This window comes from Paremcibacter congregatus, from assembly GCF_006385135.1.
Classification (GTDB): domain Bacteria; phylum Pseudomonadota; class Alphaproteobacteria; order Sphingomonadales; family Emcibacteraceae; genus Paremcibacter; species Paremcibacter congregatus.
On the sequence record NZ_CP041025.1, the window covers coordinates 691,992 to 715,922 of the forward strand.

Consider the following 23,931-nt stretch of genomic DNA (forward strand, 5'->3'; position numbering starts at 1 on the left):
GGTACCCTGAGAGTATAATTTTTTATTTCTTTTCTAATACCGAACCAATCACGGCATCCAGCATATCTTCCACCAGTTTTTTACGTTTTTCATTGGCATGTTGTTGAGTAACCGCCACTGCAAATGACACGTCAAGGGCCGGTATGTAAGCGCCAATGGTATTCCAGAACCCGCCATGTTGATAGATGGTGTAGCCTCTATAATGAGAGGCATACAGACCCATGCAATATTGATAGTTCCCATAGCCAGATTTATTATAGAAAATGCCGCCATGTTCTGGAAGGATTGTGGTTTTCATCTCTGCAAGGCTGGTGTTCTTATCAAATACTTTGCCTTTGAATAACGCCTGAAAAAACCGGGCAAGATCAGGCATGGTGGCAACCAGTCCCCCCCCGCCATAAAGATCCATTGTGGCATTCCATTCGGTGATATCCATATCTCCCATATATTGATGGGCGCGATTTAATGCAGATTGTGGTCTTGGTTCCAGGGTTTCAAGCCAGGTATTATTTAGGTTCAAGGCATCAAATTTTAACAGTGTCCGGAGAGCAACAGCCAGAGGTTTTCCGCTCCGTCTTTCTACAATTTCGCCCAATAGAACGTAACCCGTGTCGGAGTAGTGATAGAATTCTTCTGGCTTACCATAAGGTTGTCCCTTGTCCATGGCAAATTTAAGCTGTTCCACGCGGGTCCAATGATGGGTGGTATCAGAGATGACGGCTTCTAAATAGTGTTGGCTGCTGGCATGGTCCCAGATCCCGCTTGTATGGGTCAACAAATGGCGGGTTGTAATTTGATCCGGATTATAGCCCCCGTCTTGTAATATTTTAACTTGATCATTGGGTAAATACTGACTTATGGGTTTATTCAGGCTCAGCTTATCTTGTTCTTTCAGACGTAAAATCGCCGCCGCTATATAGGTTTTAGTGGTGCTGGCCAAGCGTACGGTCTGCTCTGATTTAATGGCTTGTTGTGTTTTGAGATCAGAGACGCCTGCCGCGCCCTGCCAATCAAGATTTCGTTTTTCAGATATAATGGAAACCATAACTCCGGGGATTTCGGCATTATCAGTGATAAACCTGTCTAGGGTTGTTTGTAACTTGTCTTCCAGCTCATTTGCGTAAGCCGTACTGATCGCTGAGAAGGTATTGTGATAAACCAGAAACAGCAGGAGAAGGGTTGAGAGTTTTTTCATTCTTTGTCCTTTGGGCATATTTGCATATTTATTTCGCCAGGGAAACTTCATCGGGCAACAACCAATGCACAGGTTTTCGATTGAGTAAGCAGCTTACGTCAAGATGCTCTGTTGGGGCAGTTATAAACCGGCTCATAATATTTTGTACACAGCTGTTCCGGTTATCAGCAGATATGGCATGGGCCGAAGACGGATCCTGCACTAACGTGCCTTTACTCATGTGTAACAACATTGCTTCAGCAAATTCCGGTGGCGTCACAGGGTCATAGGCCCCTACCAGGACCATGGAGGGAACATCAATCTGTACGGGCGTATTCAGGTCTCCGTTATCCTTTGGAACGGGCCAGGCGGCACAACGTTTATCATAGTCCCACCCTTCAGGGGTAATCATCTCGATAATTTTTTTCGGCCAGGGCGCTGTATAAGCCACACGCGTTTCGGGATCCGGGGGAAAGAAAATTTCTTCCCGGCATAATACGGATGCATTCAGGCCAAGGGCATTTATGCGTGATATGTCCAGTCCGTCAGGGATATCGAATGTCGGCATGTTGGAAACCTTATTTAATAAGGCATAATCACCCCGGGCCAGCGCATCAACCAATATTGGGGTGCGATGAAGGCTGCTTGACATATATTGGGCATTAAATATTGGGGCGAAGGCATTTTTGACCCCGAAACTCTTGCCATTTACCGTAACGGGTTTCTCTTCCAACTTTATCATGGTTTCAATGAACCGCTTACGCAAATTGGGAAAAGTGGCGCCACATGCTGTATCTGCCGCGCAGGCGGTGAATATCCGTTCCAGGCTATTGAGGGCGGCCACTTTGCTCCATTGATAAGATGTATGCAAGGGGTCGGGGGAGTCCATAATGAATGCGCGGATTGAATCTGGATACATACGGGCATACTGGGATGCTAAAAAGGTACCATAAGACACGCCGAGAACGTTCCACCGATCATAATTCATCGCCTTGCGGAGTGCTTCTAAATCTTTGACGGAAGATGTAGTATTATACTGGGTGACATCAATGCCTTCCTTTTGGGCTTTCGCGTAACAGTCGGGCAGGGATTCTACGTTTTCGCAACCTAACCATGGGTCAGAATAGCCATAGCCACGGGGTTCCATGGCAATAATGTCGCGGTTTTCGCGAATCTGCAATTGAGCTATGGAATTCAATCCCAGGAAAATACTGACACCTGGACCGCCAGTAATGAAGGTAACCGGGTCTTCGGCCCTGTTTTTGGTGTTGTGGGCTTCAAGCACAACCACGCGCACTTTAATTTTGCGGGAATGTGCAGGGTTATTCCAGTTTTCCGGTACCGTCAGCATTCCACAACGTGATTGTGGTATCGTGACCGGGCAGTCCCCCCAAACCAGCTCTGAAGCATTTGACGGAAGTGCTGTATTTTCTTCTGCTGCGGCGCTTCCCATGCTAAATAAGGATAGCAGCGCCGCTATTATTAGCCCATTTTTTGAGATTGTCATTTTAAAGCCTCGGCCTCATCTTTAGGTTATATATTTATCCAGCTACCCGATCTTAGGTCAGCTTAGACTAACTAACAAGCGTTAATATGTAAACGTATAACCATGCAAATGTCAAATATTTGCGTCTTGCAGTATATGTCAATTAAACGTATTGACTAATTGTTAATAGTTAACTAATGTTCAATAGTATTCGCCGGGTGATGGTGAGTTAAATAACAAAAAATAGAATTATAGGAAACATACTGAGGAGTTTTGCGAATGCCTTTCGTTAATATTAAGGACGACAATGATTGCCGCACAAGCGGCCGCTTTCTGTTAAAATCACGAGTATCTGGTTGTGTTATGGCGGCTCTTTTTCTGGCTGGGCTGTCGGTACCTGCCCAGGCGGCGGAAGAAGAATATGCCGGGACCATTTTTGAAGAAATTATTGTGACGGCGACCAAGCGTTCTACGAGTTTACAAGATACGCCCTTATCCATTTCTGCTTTTACCGGGGAAACACTTGATAAAATGGGTTACCAAAACGCCCGGGATTTTATTGCAGGTGTGCCGGGGGTGTCGCTCATTGATCAGGGGGCAGGTGACGTTCGAATTACAATTCGTAATGTAGGAAGCTCGATTGCGCAGGGTTCGGCTTCGGCTGTGGCCTTTTATCTCGACGAGTTCCCTCTTACCCTTCCAGAGATTGAATTGATTGACATGGAACGTGTGGAAATTCTAAAGGGTCCGCAAGGCACACTTTATGGCCGTGCCTCAATGGGGGGGACAGTTCGTTATATTTCTAATGCGCCGAATGTGGATGGTATTGAGGGTGGTGTAAAGGCCACTTACTCCAACACCAATGAAGGATCTGGCAACTATAATGGATCGGGATACCTCAATGTGCCCCTGAGCGATAAATTGGCAATTCGGGGAGTGTTTTATTATGATAATACAAGTGGCATTATAGATAATCCTTTGACCGGTAAAAATAATATTGATGGCACGCGGACAATTGGTGGCCGCTTGGCGTTAAAATACGCCATCACAGAAGCGTTCTCATTTGAGATGAATTATCTGTACAATAAAGAGACAAGTGATGGGTTGCATAATGTTCAACCTCTGTTGTCTGGTGTCTCGCTTGAGGACGGGGTTATCCAGATTCGCCCTATTGATCAACCCAGTGAATTTAAGCAGCGGCAATTGTCCGCTACCTTGTCCGGCGCCTTCGATGGCTTTGATGTAACCCTGGCGGCTTCCCGCAGTTGGAGAGACTTTGAACGAAGACGTGACGTGACGCTGTTTGCGGAGGCGAATTACGACAATGTCTCCATTGCTCAGGATACGGCGCTAGGCAGCAGTAACGATACTATCGAAGTACGTGCGACATCCAATGGTGAGCGAACAATAGATTGGATTGTTGGTTTTTGGGCCGAGCAAAGCAGATCCTCTGGGGGCGATATGGCGCAGAATGACCGTGCTTTCAATTTGTTTGGTTTCTATCCCTTGCCGGCAGAGTCTTCTTTGCAGGACTTTATTGTCGATAGTGGCGGGCATAACATTGCAGGTTATGGAGAAGTCGGCGTGCATTTTACCGATAAGCTGACGATGACTTTAGGGTATAGACATGCCGCAATAGTAGCACATTCTACAAACCAAAAAGCCGACGGGGTGTTTGATATTTTAACGGGAGGCCAGTTTAATCTGGGTGTGGAATCCCGTGTCAGTCAAACGGTTGATACCTATAAGGCCCATTTGGAATATGACTTCTCAGATGATTTTTTGATTTATGCATCGGCGACATCTGGTTTCCGTGCGGGCGGGTTTAACGCCGCGACGCCGGTTACGCCGCAAACAGAATATAAATCTGATGGTCTTTGGGATTATGAAATCGGTTTAAAGGGCACCTTCTTAAACGGCCGGTTGCTCGCCAGTCTTACCGGCTATCGTCTGGATTGGACAGATATGCAGTTGCCGAGCACCGACTTTTTAACCGGGGGGGCGGGTATTTTTAACGTCGGAACGGCGCGCATCGAAGGTATCGAAGCGGAAGTGATTGCACATGTCACGAACGCTTTACAATTGGGTGTGCAATTAGGTCATAGTGATCCGAGGCTTACCGAAAACTATTTTGATGAAGGTGTCGGTCTTACCGCCTATGCCGGGGATAGGATTCCAGGATCAGCGAAGACAACAATTAATGTTAACGTGGACTTCCATACGCCGCTGCAAAATGACTGGGAACTATTCGCCCGGGCCAATTACCGTTATGTCGGTAATCAGACCGCTAACTTTAATGAGGCCTTATCAGCGGCGCATGGTGAAATCTCTGATCTTCCATCTTATGAAATTGTTGACCTTCGGACAGGTGTTGACATCCCCATGAAGGACAATCAGACGGTCAGAGCCAGTGTCTTTGTCAATAACTTGTTTAATAAACGTGCTGCAACGGGTTTTGATATTTTCTTTTCAACGTCTCTCTTTGTGAACCGCCCAAGGACTATTGGTTTAGAGGTGAACTACGATTTCTAACCCGGTGTGAGAGGTTGAATTTCTATCCAAAAACTTGGAGTAGCATGTTGTTACTCCAAGTATTCTAAGCAATCCTTCGCGATGTCACAGGGACACCATAATCTGGAGAATAAAATGATATTAAGAAATATCAGACTTGTAATTGTAGGGTACTTTTTGGTGTTGTGCTTAACGATACCGGTTCGTGCATTAGGGAACTCCGATCTTGATAATCCGAAAATTATAGAGGCATTTGTTGATGGTCTTGTTATTCCTTTGATGAAAAACCATCAAAGTCCATCTGGTACGGTTTCGATTGTTAAAGCAGGGAAACTGATTTTTAGTAAAGGCTACGGCTTTCAGAATATTGAAAAAAATATTGGGGTTGAGGCCGATAAAACCTTATTCAGAACGGGATCTGTATCCAAGCTTTTGACATGGGTTTCAGTTATGCAGATGGTGGAACAGGGAAAGCTGGATCTCGATGGTGATGTGAATGCATATCTGAAAACATTTCAGATCAAGGATACTTTTCCTGGGCAACCTATTACAATGCGTCATATCATGACCCATACAGCAGGGTTCGAAGATGGTTCAGTTGGTTATCTGATTTCTGACGATCCTGCGAGGATCATGCCATTGGCACATTCTATGAAGAGGTATCAGCCAGAGCGGGTTAATCCTCCCGGAAAACAGGCGGCCTACTCAAATTATGGAGCGGCCTTGGCCGGGCTGATTGTGGCTAACCTTTCCGGGGTGGAGTTTGCCGATTATGTTCAAAAAAATATTCTGGATGTATTGGGTATGGAGTCCTCCTCGTTTGAGGAGCCTTTACCCCGCCATATGAGCGAAAATGCTGCTGTGGCCTACGCCCGTGAAGGCGGGGCATATATCGCGAAACCCTTTGAAATTATTTCTAATTTTGCCCCCGCAGGAGCACTGTCCGCGACGTCAACGGATATGGTTAAATTTGCTCAGGCCATTTTGAACGGGGGAGAATATAAAGGCGCGAGGATTCTCGAGGCAGAAACGGTTAAGCAAATGTTGAGCCATAATTTCTCGCAGGATGATCGTTTGATGGGGCTGGCGTTAGGTTTTTATGAAGTCGAGCGTAACGGCTTGCGTCTTATGGGGCACGAGGGAGATACTCATTACTTTCATTCAGATTTAGTGATTGATAAGAAGAATGAAATCGCGTTGTTTGTTTCTTTCAGCGCGGCTGGTGGCTATACCGTGCGGTCGGCTTTTACTGGCTCATTTTATGATGTATTCTATCCCGCAGTAATAGAAAAAATTACGGCCCCGACAGATTTCGGTGATCGTAGCGGGAAGTATGCCGGTAATTACCTCTTGTGGCGCAGTTCATTCTCAAAAATTGACAAGGCAATGGGAATCTTGGGGGGGGCTATTTCAGTTCAACCGACGGCAGATAATACATTGGTTGTGGATTTGTGGGGTAAGGCTAGTCACTATGTAGAAATAGACAATAACTTATTTCGAAAGGTTGATGGTCCAGAGAAAATAGCCTTTCAGGAAAATGATCATGGGGAGATCATCGGTTTTATTATGGACAGTTACCCGGCGATGTCCACCTATAAAGCACCTTTTTATAGGGCATCAGGTTATCAGAATTCTCTTCTAGGTCTGTCCATTTTAGTGTTTATCGGGGTGATGCTGCGGCTTGCTTACCGGTGGGATGGCTTCAGGGCCTTATCGGGAGAAGAAAAAAAAGCGGCCAAGGCATCTGTGATTGCCGCCGGGGTGAATTTAGCTGCATTGTCCCTGTTGGGCGTTGTATTGGTCACCGTGGGGGACAAGATGTTTTCAGAAATTCAGGTTCTATTTAAAGTATGGCTCATCATGCCGTTTCTTGTGGTGCTTGCCGGAATATATCATATGTATCAGATGGTTCTGGTCTGGAAAATTGGCCTGTATAATGGAATTTGGACGCGCATCAGGTACAGCCTGATAACCTTTAGCGCCATGTTCATGGCGTGGTTCTATTATTTTTGGAACCTTCTCGGTTTTCATTACTTTTCATAAAGCGTTTGGTGTTTTTCCATGCCCACGGATTCTGCGCATCAATCAGGATGAAACGAATATTATGTCATCGCCGCGGGGTATATCCGGTGGCGGTGGTGCATAATGTCACGCATTCCGTTACCTAAATCAGCGCAAATGGTTCCTTCAATTATTTCAGTATTTTTTTAAAGAAGTTTCATGACGACAACACTTGCAAACCTAAAAACACCTTGCTTGCTTTTGGATCAAGACAAAATGCGCGCCAATCAAGACCGGATGAACGAGATTATGGAGAAGCGTTCTGTATCTCTGAGGCCTCATTTAAAAACCCTTAAATCGGTTGAGGCGGCGCGTTATCTTTTTAAAGATGTGAAACAACCTATTACTGTGTCTACTTTAAAAGAAGCCCGGGAATTCGGAAGGACGGGATTTAAAGATATCTTATACGCTGTTGCAATGACGCCGCAGAAACTGGATGAAGTGATTGCCTTACGTAGAGATGGAATTGATTTAAAAATTTTAATTGATAGTGAGGGGATGGCGGACGTTATCTCTCAAAAATCTCTTGCGGAAGCTATGCCGATTCCCACGTTTATTGAAATTGATGTGGACGGTCATCGGGCGGGTTTTTCCTTTGCCGATGGTGACCGTCTCGTTGATGTTGCCCGCAGATTAAACCGGCATGCACAGCTACATGGCATTATGGCGCATGCGGGGGAGAGTTATCACCTGGATAGTGCAGAAGACCTGCGGGAGGCGGCTTTGGATGAAGCCAATAAAACACTTCACATGGCGAAAAAACTTTACGATGCAGGAATTGACTGCCCACATATCAGTATAGGCTCAACCCCGACAGCGCATGCTGATATAAAGGTTGGAGGCATAACCGAAGTAAGGGCCGGCGTTTATTTGTTTTTTGATCTTGTGCAGGCCGGAATTGGGGTATGCAGCAAAACAGATATCGCACTGAGTGTATTGACGACAGTGAATGGTTACCATGAGCGTCGGGGGCAAATCTTTATTGATGCAGGTTGGATGGCGCTTTCCGGGGATCAGGGAACCGGGGGGCAAAAAATCAATCAATATTACGGCGTTGTGTGCGATGAATATGGAAATATATGGCCTGATTTAGTGGTGAGAAACGTAAATCAGGAGCATGGAATTATCATCGTCCGTCCAGGCGTGGAAAAAAAGTTACCGTATCTTCCCATTGGAACCCGATTGCGCATTTTACCTAACCATGCTTGTGCAACGGCTGCTCAGCATGAGGGATATCATGTATTGAATTCTGATAATGCTGTTGTGAACTATTGGCCTCGTATTAAAGGATGGTAGGCAATGCCTGTATTCCCGGAAAGTAGAAAAAGTAAGAAAGCAGTTTGATATGTTCGTTGTTTCTGAAGAAATTGTAAAAGAAATTATGACGCAAGAACTCGCCTATGATGCCATTAAAGGGGCTTTCATTACCTCGTATCAGGCAAGAGGGGAAATCTTCCCCGTCGTGATTGCCAAGGGGTGCGACAAGGGGAATATTTTTTCCATCAAGTCGGGGAACTTGTTTGATCAAAGATTAAGTGGCTTAAAAATGGGCTCCTACTGGAGTAAAAATACACTCCGCGGATTACCCAACCACAATACAACTATTATTTTGCTGGATGAAGAAACTGGTAGGACGCATGCGATCATAAACGGCGGATATTTAAATGGTTTACGAACCGCTGCGGCGAATGCGGTGGCGACAGATTATTTGGCGCGGCGAGAGGCAACCGTCTTGGGCGTGTTGGGCGCGGGCCATCAATCGATTTTTGAAATTAAGGCCATTTGTCAAATCAGGAATATCAAGAGAATTCTGATAAACAGTCGCCAACAAGAGACTGCCGAACGGGCTGTGCGACTTTTGGCCGATGATGGAATTCAGGCGGAAGTTTCCACGACAGAGCAGGTTTGTAGGCAGGCTGATATTCTGGTTACTGTAACCTCTGCAACGGCGCCTTTATTTCAAGCTGACTGGATAAGGCCCGGGACACATATTTCTGCCATGGGCGCGGACCAGTCTGGTAAGCAGGAATTACCAATTGAGCTCATATCATGTGCCGCTCTTTATGCCGACTTGCCTGCGCAGTCACGCAAGATAGGTGAATTTGAAAGTGCGAGCCTCCTTACCCCTGAATTGAAAGTTACGGCTATCGGCGCCGTCTTGAGCGGCGACGACAGAGGACGGGGAAGCAGCGATGAAATCACAATATTCGATAGCTCGGGTATTGCCCTGCAAGATCTCTCAATCGCGAAAATGGTGCTGGATACGGCTATTTCTCGAGGTCTAGTCAATCAGGTTAAATTCTGAAAACAGGCCCCTTCAGAGACTTGTCTATGTTGTTTTTTTTATGAATGATGCGGCACCCTCATGTATTTTACCTTGTAGGGCAAGTTGCATGGTGCCTTCTATTTCCATGTCCAGAATTTCATTCAGGTCCTTTTTATAAGTCTGACGCAGGCCTTTTTTAATTAAGGTCATGCACGTTTCATAGTTAGCCGCCATTCCACGGGCAATTTCTTCTGCTCTGGCCATTAATCCATCTGTGGAGGTAAGTTCAGATACGAGTCCCAACGACAATGCCTTCTCGGCCGAGTTTTTTTCCGCCATGAGCATCATGCGGGCGGCGGCGCCTGTGCCAATAAGACGCGGCAGAAAGTAAAAAGCGCCATTTGTGGGAAGAAGCCCCCGGGTTGCTTCCGATAACCAGAAGAAGCTGTTTTTGCTGGCGATACGGATGTCGCAGGATAGGCAAACTTCTACGCCAAAACCGACGGCAATACCATTAATGGCCGCAATGGTGGGTTTGTCCGATTGATATAATGTTTGGGTAATTTTCTGTAATAATCTGACGGAGGCCCTGGTTTTTTCTATATCATCGGGGGTGCCTTCGTTCACTTCGTTTAAATCTTCGCCGGCGCAAAAGGCCCTTCCTTTACCGGTTAAGATCAGAACTTTTGCCTGGTCATTATCGCGAAATTCCTCAATCGTTGACAGCAAGGAGGCAAAGTCCTTTTGTGTCATGGCATTCAGCTTTTCTGGTCTGTCTAGAGTAATCGTCATGAGACCATTGGCCAAGTTATGGGTTATCATTGTCATCTTTTATCCAATATCTTTAGTGTGGTATTAAGTTTTTCGCTTGTTTCTTGAGCAATTTTCGGTCGAATTTCCCAATAGGAAGTACAGGCAGTTCATCTAGAACTATGAATCTTTTCGGGATTTTGTAATTGGCCAAAAGATCACTACAATGGCGGGAAAGGTGATCAATGTTGATGACGCGCCCATTGACGGCCTGTACAAAAGCTACGCCTGTTTCACCGTAAAGTTCGTCGGCCACGCTGACCACAACGGCGGCTTCAATATCGGGATGTTTCTCAATGATGGCTTCTATTTCGAGCGGATAGATATTATATCCGCCAGATTTAAACATTTCCTTGATCCGGCCGATATATTTGAAGTTTCCGTTGGGAAGTTTTTGTCCTGAATCGCCAGTATGAAGCCAACCTTCTGGCGTGAAGGCTTCAGCGGTGGCTTCTGGGCGGTTCCAATATCCCAACATGACAAAGGTACCACGAACCTGTATTTCACCGGTTTCGCCTATATCGGCTTCTTGTCCGGACTTATCCATGATCCGGACTTCATACTCGGGAACGGACTTTCCGATCGTACCGGTAACTTCTTCCAGATCAAAGGTTGGGGCCACATAAGTAACAGTGCTGGTGGTTTCTGTCTGACCATAGGTATTTGAAAACGGCACCTGTAAGAATAACAATTTGTCCACAAGTTCTCGGGAAGGGGATGCGCCGCCAAAAGCAATTAATTGAATATGGGAAAGGTCAAATTCGGAAAAATTATTCAGAGCGAGGCACATCTGGAAGGTCGTCGGGACGCCAGCCCAGAGAGTAATCTTTTCATCCTGCATAATTTGCATAGATTTTTCTGGGTCAAATTTCTCCATCATAAACTGTGTTCCTCCGGCAATGAGCGAGAAGCAAGCGGCATCACCTAAAGAACCGATATGATTTATGGGCAGAAAATTTAACATACGAAGGGGGGTTGTTCCCCAATATGAGATTTGATTCCGAAATACCACACATAAGCCTCGGTGCGAAATCATGGTCCCTTTGGGGGCGCCGGTGGTGCCAGACGTATAAATAATTGCTGCGGGGTCCATTTTATCCACGCTCTCTCGGGCCATGCGCAGTGCAGTATTGTTTACCCCTTTGCCGTGTTGGATAAATTTAGACAGGTAAGATGTTTCACCTTGAACGTTAATCTCATCCAAAATTACAATTTCTTTGATGGCGGGGAATTCTCTTTTTAATTGCTCCAGTTCGGGTAAAAATTCTCGATTGCCAAAACGGGAGAATGTGAAGATGAAACTAATTCCCGAATCTTCCAGTAAATATCTGTATTCGTTGATTTTATAACGGGGATTAAGGCCAATCCAAATCGCTCCAACTGATGCCGCTGCCAAAAAGGTTAAGAAGAAGTCAGGATGAGGTGGTGATAATGTCGCAACCCGATCTCCCTTTTTTATGCCATGGGCGAGCAGGCCACGGGCAATATCATCTATTTTATGGGATAGTTCCTGATAATTATATCGGACATTGTCCATAACAAGAGCGTCCTGAGCCGGCTTCTTTTGCGCATGGTAGGCAACATAATCAAATATCCGGTCAAGCAACGGTGGCGTCGGGGGTTTGTGAGGAAATTTCGGTGCCATCATAAATCCAGTGAATTAACTAATTAATATTAGTTTGCAATATAACTATATATTATAGAAAGACAAAGATTATTTTTCCAAGGAAGTCGAAGCAATATGAAATCTCGTGCCATTGGTTAATTTGGACCGCCCAAGAGGAGGAGATAGTTTCTTAGGCAACCCAGGAGAGGCCGTCTCTGACTCAATGACGGGTCATGTATTAACTTGAAGCCCTACTGGGGAAGTCATGTATGGGCATACGATTTAGTCGTGGCCCGGACATATGGCGGCCGCATCTCCTACCCTTTCTCGGCACGAAAGGTGTCAAGGCGATCATCGGCGCCGCTCGGCAGATCCGCCAGCGCCAGCAGGAATTCCTGAAAAATCTGGCGCCGAATGCGGTTGCCGATGAAAACCTCGGTCATCATTCGGGTGCGGGGCAAGGACATTAACCTGTCCCCCGGCATGTCGGTGACGGCCGAGGTCAAGACCGGCAAGCGTCGCCTGATCGAATTCCTGCTCTCGCCCCTGCTGCGCTACAAAGACGAAAGTTTGCGCGAGAGGTGAGGGGGGTTCGGTTCGCAGAAAAAAAATAACATTAAGATGAGGTGAAGTATTCGAGAAAATATACGCCTAAAGGTTGATTTACACTTTATCTGCACAATTAGTCAAAATAGACTATTGCCGCCCGGAAAGATCGGGGATAAGGTTGATTTAAATGAACCACAAGCTGCATCGACGGACTGTCGGAACAAGGGTAAAATTGGGGGCCGCAATGACGAGAAAATTACTTTATTTACGGCACTTGACCAATTTCACTTTTTACCGGCGGCATGCGGCGGTAGCATAATTACGCGCATCAAACTAAGGAAAATAATATGGCTTATGCTTTTCATGGCGGCAAACAGGAAAATGGGACTTTTATGAATCCCTATACCCCTCTGGATGGGGATATGAAGAAGGTTGCGCCTATAGATTGCAGTCAAGATGGCGGATTGCGAATTTCTCATATCGAACCTTTTACGACGGGTCGTCCGGTCGATCCCACCTATATACCGACCCGTCTGAAACGGGGCGGCCCGTCCCCGTCAAAGCAGCCCTTGTTGGAAATTGACGGCTTTCTCGCGGGAGGATTGCTGGTGACGGCGCAATTTAAGGAAATCCTGGAAGGGCTGGAGTCCGGGGTGCATCAGTTTTTCCCCATGGAGATTGAACAGCGCGGTAAATATCTTGGCAAACGCTATCTGTTTGTTATTGGGAACCGTCTGGACAGCCTGAACCGGGCGCATTCAATCCCAAAAACCGAGCCGGGGACGTTATTTCTGCCCATGCAGGATGATATAAAGAAGGTTTTTGATAAGAAGGCCATCGCGGGCCATCATGCCTGGCATGATAAATATACCTTGGGCCGTTATGTTTCCGATGAGCTGGTGGCGGCCCTGAGGGCGGTGGGGCTGACCAATTTTTCCTCCATACATTATGACGAAGCATGAATTGAATATTTAAAATATATTTTATTTGATCACATTAAAAGGGGATGATCCATGTCAACATTTACCAGTTTAGCCCGGCCGGAAGATTTAAAAGATCTGGTTGGCGCCAGAGACGGCACCTCCGGCTTTCAGGGAGCTCATGTCCATAGCAGCGCCTGGTGGACCAGTAATCTTCCCTGGTTAGATTTTTTAAATGAAGGGCTGGCGCCCGGTAGTCTCCAGCGAATTGCCAAAGACTATAAATCCAATGGCGTGGTGTTGCCGGAACAGGATGTGGGCAGCCTGATCCTTGGGGTGGGACGGCACCAATATGGCGAACTTCCCGAATTTAACGGCTTATTTTTTGATGTGGCTGATGCTGAAAGTCCGAAATTTCTTAATCAACTTAGAAAAAATATGAATAATGCTCTTGCTGAGCCGGATGATACTATCCGTCAGGCCAGACTGGCTGAGCTCAGGGCAGAATATAAGAATTTTACCGATTTCATTAAGATACAATTTATGTATCAGGACAAGTTGGATAATATGGGGTTGGGGCAGCTTCATTCGCTGGCCTTAAATCAACATGATCCGCGCTATGACACGATTGAAGAGGTCAGGGATTATTTAAATTCCATAGGTGATAAATTTAATTACGGTGCGGTGAAGGCGCATCCGCTTTATCAGAAAATTGCTTCCCTGCGCGTTGGCGGTGGGGATATTCCTTTGCAACTGTTTGTGGATGAAATTCCAGAAACGGCGCGGATATTTTTTCTGGGCGATGAATTCATCGGCGCAAATGATATTCGTGCGGATATACTTGCCAGTGAAGCGGTCGTCAAGTTATATGGTCGTGATATGGCGAACACTCTGATCGCGTTGCAATCAGAAGAATTTGTCTCTTTTAGAAATAGCATTCTTTCTAATCTTAATGACACCACCTATTTTCCTGATCCAAATGATTTGCCATCGTTGCTTGCCGATTATGAAAGCCGCGTGGCGGCGACAAATGTGAGGGTTTACGGTGCGACACAGGCTTATCATGAACGTCTTCAGTTTATGGAGACCTATCGCGATATTGCACCTGTGGAATTTGATCGTGTTCTGGATAATAGTAATAATTCGTTGACCAAAGCATTTTGGAATGCCAGCAGGAGTAGTGCAAATCCCAAATTTGCATTTGCTTCCGCCGGATTGGCGCTGAGTGGATTGTTTGCCTATACCCAATATAAAGCAGAAACCGTTGAAACGCCCGAGAAAGAGTTTACGGAGTGGGCAGCGGAAAAGGCACCGCAATTCCTGGCCTCTCTGCCTTTTGCCAGCGGCGTGTTGGCGGGGGCCACGTTTTTGGCCATGAGCGGACCTGTGGGGGCGGCATTGGTGGTGAGCTTTGGCGCCGTTGGCGGATATGCTGCCTTTAAAGAATTTTTGAAGAATTATATCACGGCAAATGAGGCAACACCGGAGGATGGCCTGATTGACGAAGCGCGAACCGCCCTCGGGGTTATGGAAGCGTTTGAAGCAAACCCGATCATAGAGAAGGCCACGGCGATATTAGGACAGTTTGGGGTTGAGGTGATTAATCCGATTATGGAGAAAATCACGCCCCAGATTGTATATGCCACCGGACAAAGTGTGATCGAAGCCACCGTGAATAATGAATGGTTGGTTGGTGCAGATGGTGCGGAGCTGATGGGGAATGAGTCGAAGAATGTGTTGTTTCACTATGGCCATGGTGTAGCCAGTGGGGGGGGCGGAGACGATGTTCTCATGGCCTGGAACCCTGATTATATTGCGGCGGGAGAGCCTCTTGATCCTGAAGACCCTAATTCTGCGCTGGCGGAAGAAGATTTAAAACTTCTGCTGGATGGGGGAGATGGTGCAGATACCATTTTCCTTAACGGTCAGGCGGATATTAAAGGCGGGGCGGGGGATGATACGATCATTGCCTGGGGGGATAGCGAGATCCACTCCCGAAATGAGGCGATCAATATTTCCGGTGATGACGGCGATGATTTTATTCTGGGCTATGGGATCAATGCGACGATTGACGGGGGCAGCGGCAATGACACGATCATCTGGGGCGGCGAAGGTTCGGTCATTCATAGTGGGGAAGGGGCGGATGATGTTTACTTTGCCAATAACATCCTTTTTGCCGACGCCAGCAGTGAGGATCGGGTATATTTCTATGGCATAGAGCTCACCGGAGGAATCAAATGGGGAACGGGATCAGAAGACCCTTATGCCTATTCGGCCACCGGTTTTTTCCGTTACGGGATTAATCAGGAGGACCAGCTTGTTGTAGAAGATGTATGGACAAATAGTCAAATGTTCATCGCTAACTATAACGGCGGTCCGGGCGTGGAAAATCCCACGGCGGGAATTCAGATTGCGCAAATTTCATTTTCGTTTTTTAAACTGGGAGATCCCGGAATTCAGCATGCGAACCGGACTCCGCTCGGCGAAATGCTTGATGTCATGATCCAGGCGGCATTTGGCACACCACGCAAGAAGACCACGGACCCTCTGGTGCTGGATCTGGACGGGGACGGGCTGGAGCTGACGGCGGAGACGGTTGTTGCGCCTTATTTCGATCTGGACAATGATGGTTTTGGCGAGCGTACGGGCTGGGTACGGCCAGACGATGGCTTTTTGGTGCGGGACCTGAACGGCAATGGCAAGATTGATAATATTTCGGAAATGTTTGGCGATCAGTCGCAGGATGGCTATGGCGCACTGGCCGCGCTGGACGACAACCTGGATGGCGTGATTGATGCGAGCGACGCGGGCTTCGCCGGGCTGCAGGTCTGGCAGGATCTGAACCAGAATGGGGTGACTGATGATGGTGAACTGAAATCCCTGGCGGAGCTGGATATCACCTCTTTCAGCCTGAGTCATGCCGCGCCGGAGGCGGGAGAAGACCATAATGCCGGTAATTCGATCCTGGCGGTGGGGTCCTTCAGTCGGGGAGATGGCACGACGGGACAGGCCTATGATGTGGCGTTTGTCCGGGACAATTACAACAGCAGTGACCTTGGCGACCTGACGGTGAGCGCTGAAGCCGCAGCTCTGCCAAATCTGCGCGGCCATGGGACTCTCTCAGATCTGCGTGTGGCGATGACCCAGGATGCGGGGCTGATGAGTCTGGTGCAGACGGCGGCGCAAACCGCCATGACCGGCGATATGGCGGCGCTGAAGGAAGCAATCCGGCCGATCCTCTGGGCCTGGGCCAACGCGGGTACGGATGACGGCAAAGGCCAGGTTTTCCAGTATCACACAGACGAGGCGGGGGAGAAAACTGTCGCCGATTTTGCCTATTTTGATGCTGTGGCTGGCCACTGGACTCTGAACAGCGGTGATCCTGTGTTAAGTCCTCAGGGGGTGGTGATTTCCGCGCCGACGCTGGGGGATGTTCTCGCCATGCCGGTGGACGTCGCCAATCATTGGGAACAGAGTGATCATCGTGATGCATTATTCTTTGAAAAATATATGGATGAAAAACTACCCGTAGATTCTGTGCTCTCGACATTTCAGGCGCGGGAAGCGTATCACGACTATATGGAGCTGATGGAGGATGTCATTGATCGGCTTGCGGTAACATTCGCTGTACAGGGCGGATTGTCTGGCTTCTTCCCCGATATGGACTATGACGCGGGGGAAGAGCTTTTCTCGACCACTGTGGCGGACAAAATCGGTCCGGTGATGAATAATATTTTTTCCGGCGCTCCGGCCGATGCTGAACAGGCGCGGACCTATCTTGAGGGGTGGGACCCTGTGCTGAAGGAATTTTTGACGCAATTTGACCGGGGCGCGTCGCATTTACTGACCACATACAGCTATCTTTTCTCTGCGGTTGTGACGGGCTATGAGCAGGCTGCTTTACCAATCTCCATCACCGAAGTTGCCGATATCTTTGATATTCCTGGCGTGATTGTCGCGGGCGAGGGGGTGACTGCGGGAACGGGGGATGAGGATATTTTCTATCTTGGCGCCGGGGATCAAACGGCGGCAGGCGGCGGCGGGTATGACGCCTATGTCGTGGGCAGTAATTTCGGGCAGGATGTCATTGATGACACAGACGGCAGCGCCGCCGATATCCTGCGTTTTGCTACTTATAAATCCACGGATGTCATGGCGACGCGGGAGGGAACCGATCTTATTCTCACCGTGATCGCTACAGGAGACAGCCTTCGGATCAAGGAACAATTTATCGGCAAAAACCCCGGCCTGTTCGGCGGCAATGCCAATCCGGATCGCGGGGTCCGGGAGATCACATTCGCCGATGGCATTGTCTGGGGCAAATATGAAATCGCCATGGCGGTGTCTCATCCGGAAGCGGGCGATGAAATACTGATCGGCACCAATGATGTAGATTATCTGGATGGCGGGTTGGGTAATGATGTTCTCAAAGGTGGTAACGACGCCGACCTGTATGTTTTTAAACGTGGTTATGGTCAGGATATTATTGAGGACAATGGGGACAATATTCTCCTGGATGCTCCGGACAGAGTGGCCTTCGGGGACGGTATTCGTCGGGAGGACTTGACGTTCTCTCGTGATGGGGACTCAAATACTTTGGAAGTTACCATTGCTGGATCAGATGATAAGCTGACGATTGTCAATCAGTTCCATGCAGTAAATACCGACGTGCTCGGGATTGCATGGATGGATCGGGTTGAGGACTTCACTTTCAGTGATGGCAGTGGGGTCAATTGGAAAGATATTCTGAGAGACTTAACAAAAGGGACAGAGGCACAGGAGAATATTTACGGTTTCTTTTTCCATGACACTATGGATGGCAAAGGCGGAAATGACTACCTCTCAGGTGGAGATATGGGAGATCACTACATCATTCGCAAAGGCTATGGAGCGACAGTCATACAGGATAAACAGGATAATATTCTGGAGAACAGTGCCGATACAGTCGTCCTTCACGACATTTTGCTGGAAGATGTGACATTCTCGAGGGAGGGGAATTCGCTCGATCTTCAAATTTCACTTAACGCCATGGAAGATAGCGTGACTGTGAAGCGGCAATTCTTTGCCGTTAATTCTGGTGTTTATGGGATTGTACGCTTTGATCAGATTGAAAATTTCGAGTTCGCTGGTGGAGTGTCTCTCTCTGCATACGATGTTCGTTTGAAATTGCTATCTGAAGCAAAAACTGACGGGAATGATACAATTTACGGCTTCTTTGCAGCGGATGTCATTGATGGGGGAGCCGGAGATGACTACCTTGCTGGTGCTGATGATGGGGATACTTACATTTTTGACCGTGGGTATGGCCAAGATATAATTTTTGACTATATGGAAAGCGTTCTGACATCTGGGAAAGACAAGGTGTCTTTCGGTGCCGGAATTGCGCCTGATGATCTGATGATAAGTCGGTCGGGTAATAATCTGACATTTTCTGTCGTGGGAACCAATGATACATTAACAATTGAGAAGCAATTTAATGCGGGGAACACAGGAGCCCGCCATTATGAAGTGGAAGAGTTTCACTTTAATGATGGTACTATTTGGACCAGAAGCGACGTTCAGGAAAAGCTGCTGACTGCCACCGATGGGGACGATATTCTTACGGGGTTTTATTCTTCGGATATACTGGATGGCGGGGCAGGAAATGACCGGTTGATGGGAGCTGATGAAGGGGATACCTATGTTTATGGAGAAGGATATGGTCATGACACGATACATGACAATCAGGTGAGCATATTTGCAGACCTTCCAGATATTGTATCCTTTAAAGACACAGTAAGTCCTGACGAAGTGAACTTGTTCCGGGTTGGAAACAATTTAATTATAACACTTTCCAGTACCCATGAAACACTGACGATTGAAAATCAGTTTACCGCGGGCAATTTGGGTAATCGCTATTATGAGATTGAAGAATTCCGTTTTGCCGATGGCACGACGTGGGTGAGGGCCGATATTGAATCTAGAATTCTTCAGGGAACTGATGGTGATGATACTATGATTGGTTTCTTCAGCCGAGATTACCTTGAAGGAAAGGGTGGCAATGATCGCCTGGAAGGTAAGGATCATGGTGATACCTATTACTTCGACCCAGGCCATGGCAATGATATCATTTTCGATGAGCAAAGCAGCATTTTTGCAAACGACAATGACAAAGTCGTATTTGGTGATACCATTACACCTAATGATATCGTACTGGATCGTTCCGGAAATAATCTTATCATTGGCTATGTGAGTGGTACGGATAGTATTACGCTTGAAAAGCAATTCAGTGCGAATACATTGAGTAATCGTTACTGGGAAGTAGAGGAGTTCCATTTTAGTGACGGGACCATTTGGTCGCGGGGTGATATCCAACACAAACTGCTTGAGGGGACGGACGGAGATGATGCACTTGAAGGTTTTTTCTCCAATGATACCCTGGATGGGGGTCTTGGAAATGATAGCTTAAAAGGAAGTGATGGAGGGGATACATTCATTTTTGGTCGAGGGTATGGTCAGGATAGCGTTTTTGATGAGCAGACCAGTATTTTTGACGATACGCCGGATCGCATTTTGTTTAAGAATGACGTAGATGTTTCTGATGTGGTGCTCACTAGGAATGGTAGTAATTTAATAATGTCGATTGCGGGGACCACTGATGTCCTGACTATTAATGCTCAGTTCCAGGATGAATTTCACCGCGTGGAAAACTTTGAATTTTCTGATGGTACAATTTGGTCTTGGCGAGATGTACAAAACCAGCTTACATCTGGAAGCGATGGAGATGATGTCCTGCATGCATTTGGAACCGATGATGTGTTGGATGGAGGATTGGGTGATGATAGCCTGTATGGTTACTCGGGGGATGACACCTATATTTTCGACAAGGGTTATGGTCAGGATAAGATCCTGGAAACGGATAGTTATTACCTCGGTGGCACGGATACGGTTCAATTGGGTGTGGGGTTGGGGCCGAATGACCTACAAGTAGTGCGATCAGGATCTGATTTAATACTGAATGTTATCGATACCGATGATGTCCTGACCGTTACAGGACAATTCTCTCAAGAGTATAACAGAGTGGAGAGATTTGTTTTTAACGATGGGACAATATGGACATGGCACGACATTCAAGTCATGACCCTTGTGGGAACGGACGATGATGATATCTTGAAGGGCTTTACAGGTCGTCATGCCGATGATGTGTTGGATGGTGGTCTTGGTAATGACCTACTTTACGGTTATTCAGGAGATGATACGTACATCTTCGGCCAGGGGTATGGTTATGACACCATTCTCGAAACAGATTCTTATTACTTTGGTGGAACAGATAAGGTTTTATTCGGGGTTGGGTTAACGCCAGAAGATATTAAAGTCATTCGTACTGGAAACGACATGATCATGCAAGTCATTGGCTCGGAGGATCGTTTAACTATTAAAGGTCATTACCATGGTGAGACTGAACGTGTTGAGAGCTTTGTCTTTGACAATGGTGAAGTGTGGACATGGCAACAAACACAGGAGATGGCTCTTATCGGAACGGATGGTGATGATATCATTCACGGATTTAGCAGCCGTTCAAACGACGTGTTGGATGGAGGATTGGGTAATGATGCGCTTTATGGATATTCGGGAAATGACACATATGTGTTTGACAGAGGTTATGGTCAGGATAGGGTCAATGAAACGGATTCCTACTATTTTGGAGGGCAGTCTGATAAAATTCGGTTAGGTGATGGATTGACGCCAAGTGATATTCGCCTGCATAGATCAGGATCAGACTTGATTTTATCCGTAATAGGAACTGATGATACTCTGACCATTATTGGACAATTCTCGAGTGAATACAAATGGGTTGAGACGGTTGAATTTTTCGATGGAACAGTTTGGTCATATTCTCAAATTGAGGACTGGATCAGCAGTTACCAAGTCGATATAGCATCTCAAAGCCCAATTGAAGATACGTTATATCAGTTAGTCTTGCCAACAGTTACGGCACCAGAAGGGGAACTTGTTTCCTATCAAATTACACTAAAAGGCGGAGGCCTTTTGCCTACTTGGCTCACTTATGATTCAGTTAATCAAAAACTGATTGGGACTGCGGGTAATGAAGAAGTAGGCGCCTTTGTTATTAGAATGGTCACTTCGATAGGGACTTTGAGTTTTTATGAAGAATTCACTGTTGATGTCCAGAATGTTAATGATGCGCCAACAGTAATTTCTGTAATTGCCGATCAGCAAGCCATTGAAGATACAGCCTTTAGCTTTTCATTACCACAAGGGGTGTTTGCCGATATCGATAAGGGGGATGTATTATCCTACTCCGCCACTCTTTCCGATGGTTCCGCTTTACCGGCCTGGCTTTCTTTTGATGTAGTAACAGGGACTTTTTCCGGAATGCCTTTAAATAGTGACGTGGGTGTGCCGCAAATTACAGTGACCGCTACCGATAGCTCAGGGGCGAGTGTATCTGATACTTTTAACTTAACGGTATCGAATGTCAATGATGCGCCAGAGTTAAGGCGGGTGTTGAACGATCAAATTGCAATGGCATCTGTTGCCTTTAATTATACACTGGAAAATGGGGCCTTTGTAGATGTCGATGCAGATGATGTATTGACATATACTGTGACGCTCACTGATGGGGCTCAGTTGCCAAATTGGATATCTTTCGATTCGGAGACCTTGACTTTTTCCGGTACACCGGAAGAAAGCCATGTGGGCGAGATTACAATCAAGGTATCGGCCACAGATATATCCGGGGACAGCGTCTATGACGAATTTGTTCTTACAACAGAAACCTCACCTGATAGCATTATAGTTATTAATGGAACTGATAGTGACGATATAATTGATGTTAGTCTGGGTGAAAGAGCTCATCAGATAAATGCCCAAGACGGGAATGATACGATTACAGCCAGTCCCTTTGATGACCTGATAGACGGTGGATTGGGGGCTGATGCTATCGATGGGGGGGCAGGATTTGATACCGTGACTTATATATCGTCTTCTGCTGCGGTGACCATCAACTTAGGGGGTAATACAGCGACAGGAGGATCCGCTGACGGAGATAGTTTTGCTAATATAGAGTCTCTTGCAGGATCACAATATGATGATCGCTTGACAGGTTCCAATGGAGCAGATGTTCTCGGAGGGAACCTTGGGAATGACGCACTATATGGCGGTGAAGGCCGTGACACGCTAATTGGCGGTGCGGGGGATGATCGCCTGGAAGGCAGCTGGAACCCGGACACTTATATCTATAATCTCGGAGACGGTAATGACACTATCTATGAATATTCCTCCTCGACTTATAGCGACCGGGAGACAGGCAACAAGTTGATCCTGGGTGCAGGCATTACGACCAGCAATATCGTTGTGACGCGGCATAGCGGTGATTGGGATGATGTGACCCTGAGCTTTACGGACGCGGCAGGTTCAATTTTTCTTGAGGAACAGTTTGCAGGCTCACAGAATGGCGTTGAAGAGATCGTTTTTGCAGACGGCACCATTTGGGGCATGGCCGATCTTGCTGCGGCGGGAATTGCAAGCTTGCAAACAACTGGAGATGATATCATCTTTGGTCATAGAGGTACGGATGTCATTGATGGCGGCGCGGGTAACGATAGGCTTTATGGCTGGGAAGGCCGTGACACGCTAATTGGCGGCGCGGGGGATGATCGCCTGGAAGGCAGCTGGAACCCGGACACTTATATCTATAATCTCGGCGATGGGAATGACATATTTTATGAATATTCCTCGACGACTTATGGAGACAGCGAGACAGGTAACAAGTTGATATTGGGCGCGGGCATTACGACCAGCAATATCGTTGTGACGCGCGATACCGTGGATACAGATGATGTGACTTTAACCTTCACCAACGCAGAGGGGTCAATTTTGCTTGACGAGCAACTACGGGGCTCGACTTATGGGATTGAAGAAGTTGTTTTCGCAGATGGCACAATTTGGGGAATGTCTGACCTCACAACGGCCGCGGCGGCAACAAGTGCTCAGACCAGCGCCATGTTTGAACAGGAAGTATTTGAATCACAAGCTGCTAATCTCGATGCTGAAGTTCCCCAAGAAAGACAGATCCCATTCTGGAAATTTGAGGAAAGCAGGGAGTTAAGTTTTAGTGGAGAAACTGGACGTTCTTATGCAGGTTGGGAAGATACGCCTTTGATACAATCTCATTCGGGAACACGCTATGCTTCTGTATCACTGGATCTGCAAGGGCCTGATGCGCCAGAAGAAATATCTGATCAATCCCTTCTTCTGTTGCGCCAATCAATGAGTGCATTTGGGGAATCAAGCGCCGCTGAGATCCGCTTTGAGGATCGGACAGGAGTACCAAATTCTTCTCAAATATTCTCCGCAATATCTTCGGCCCATCACTGGTGATTTGAAAGAAGTAATGTCTTCGAGGAAGGGGAAATATGGGCTAGCACATTAATTCCGTACAATTTCTGTACTATCGGCGTTTAATGAAAACAACATCATAATATCGATATCGCTTTCCCCAGATATAATTCAGGCAGGCTATTTGGCTTTAACTTAGCTTCTTCA

General features: G+C 46.9%; 12 protein-coding genes. 8 read left to right on the forward strand and 4 right to left on the reverse strand.

The window, feature by feature from the left end; translation table 11 throughout:
* Nucleotides 1–22: 22 nt before the first annotated feature.
* Together FIV45_RS03150 and FIV45_RS03155 are read right to left on the reverse strand one after the other, a co-directional pair.
* A complete protein-coding gene (locus FIV45_RS03150) occupies nucleotides 23–1,195 on the reverse strand; it encodes a serine hydrolase domain-containing protein (protein ID WP_165776862.1) in 1,173 nt (390 codons plus the stop codon).
* A gap of 28 nt (nucleotides 1,196–1,223) precedes the next feature.
* On the reverse strand, nucleotides 1,224–2,681 hold the full coding sequence (locus tag FIV45_RS03155; protein ID WP_099470921.1) for an alpha/beta fold hydrolase: 1,458 nt from the start codon (nucleotides 2,679–2,681) through the stop codon (nucleotides 1,224–1,226).
* Between the two features lie 258 nt (nucleotides 2,682–2,939).
* Between FIV45_RS03155 and FIV45_RS03160 the strand changes: the two genes are divergently transcribed.
* The 4 genes from FIV45_RS03160 to FIV45_RS03175 all read left to right on the forward strand — a co-directional run bounded on the left by FIV45_RS03160 (nucleotide 2,940) and on the right by FIV45_RS03175 (nucleotide 9,537).
* Entirely contained in the window at nucleotides 2,940–5,192 is a 2,253-nt protein-coding gene (locus tag FIV45_RS03160) for a TonB-dependent receptor (RefSeq protein WP_099470922.1), read from the forward strand.
* A 114-nt stretch (nucleotides 5,193–5,306) separates the two neighbouring features.
* Nucleotides 5,307–7,214, forward strand: coding sequence for a serine hydrolase domain-containing protein (locus FIV45_RS03165; protein WP_165776863.1), 1,908 nt, complete (start codon nucleotides 5,307–5,309; stop codon nucleotides 7,212–7,214).
* Nucleotides 7,215–7,391: 177 nt separating this feature from the next.
* On the forward strand, nucleotides 7,392–8,528 hold the full coding sequence (locus tag FIV45_RS03170; protein WP_099470924.1) for an alanine racemase: 1,137 nt from the start codon (nucleotides 7,392–7,394) through the stop codon (nucleotides 8,526–8,528).
* 49 nt (nucleotides 8,529–8,577) lie between these two features.
* The gene (locus FIV45_RS03175; RefSeq protein ID WP_099470925.1) at nucleotides 8,578–9,537 is read left to right on the forward strand and encodes an ornithine cyclodeaminase family protein; all 960 of its coding nucleotides are present in this window, start codon (nucleotides 8,578–8,580) and stop codon (nucleotides 9,535–9,537) included.
* 24 nt (nucleotides 9,538–9,561) lie between these two features.
* Here the strand turns inward: FIV45_RS03175 and FIV45_RS03180 are convergent, their stop codons facing one another.
* Together FIV45_RS03180 and FIV45_RS03185 are read right to left on the reverse strand one after the other, a co-directional pair.
* Complete coding sequence (locus tag FIV45_RS03180; RefSeq protein WP_099470926.1) at nucleotides 9,562–10,326, reverse strand: enoyl-CoA hydratase/isomerase family protein; 765 nt, start codon at nucleotides 10,324–10,326, stop codon at nucleotides 9,562–9,564.
* 16 nt (nucleotides 10,327–10,342) lie between these two features.
* The gene (locus tag FIV45_RS03185; RefSeq protein ID WP_181040135.1) at nucleotides 10,343–11,953 is read right to left on the reverse strand and encodes a class I adenylate-forming enzyme family protein; all 1,611 of its coding nucleotides are present in this window, start codon (nucleotides 11,951–11,953) and stop codon (nucleotides 10,343–10,345) included.
* A 230-nt stretch (nucleotides 11,954–12,183) separates the two neighbouring features.
* Here FIV45_RS03185 and FIV45_RS03190 point away from each other — a divergent pair, with 230 nt between their 5' ends.
* The 4 genes from FIV45_RS03190 (at nucleotide 12,184) to FIV45_RS03205 (ending at nucleotide 23,766) form a co-directional block, all read left to right on the forward strand.
* A complete protein-coding gene (locus tag FIV45_RS03190) occupies nucleotides 12,184–12,384 on the forward strand; it encodes a hypothetical protein (protein WP_133118506.1) in 201 nt (66 codons plus the stop codon).
* Nucleotides 12,341–12,499 (forward strand): hypothetical protein, encoded by a 159-nt coding sequence (locus FIV45_RS03195; protein WP_181040187.1) that lies wholly within the window; start codon nucleotides 12,341–12,343, stop codon nucleotides 12,497–12,499. Before FIV45_RS03190 ends, FIV45_RS03195 begins: the two co-directional genes overlap by 44 nt.
* Before the next feature lie 311 nt (nucleotides 12,500–12,810).
* Complete coding sequence (locus FIV45_RS03200; protein WP_099470928.1) at nucleotides 12,811–13,425, forward strand: imm11 family protein; 615 nt, start codon at nucleotides 12,811–12,813, stop codon at nucleotides 13,423–13,425.
* 51 nt (nucleotides 13,426–13,476) lie between these two features.
* Nucleotides 13,477–23,766, forward strand: coding sequence for a calcium-binding protein (locus tag FIV45_RS03205; protein ID WP_099470929.1), 10,290 nt, complete (start codon nucleotides 13,477–13,479; stop codon nucleotides 23,764–23,766).
* Nucleotides 23,767–23,931 lie beyond the last annotated feature (165 nt).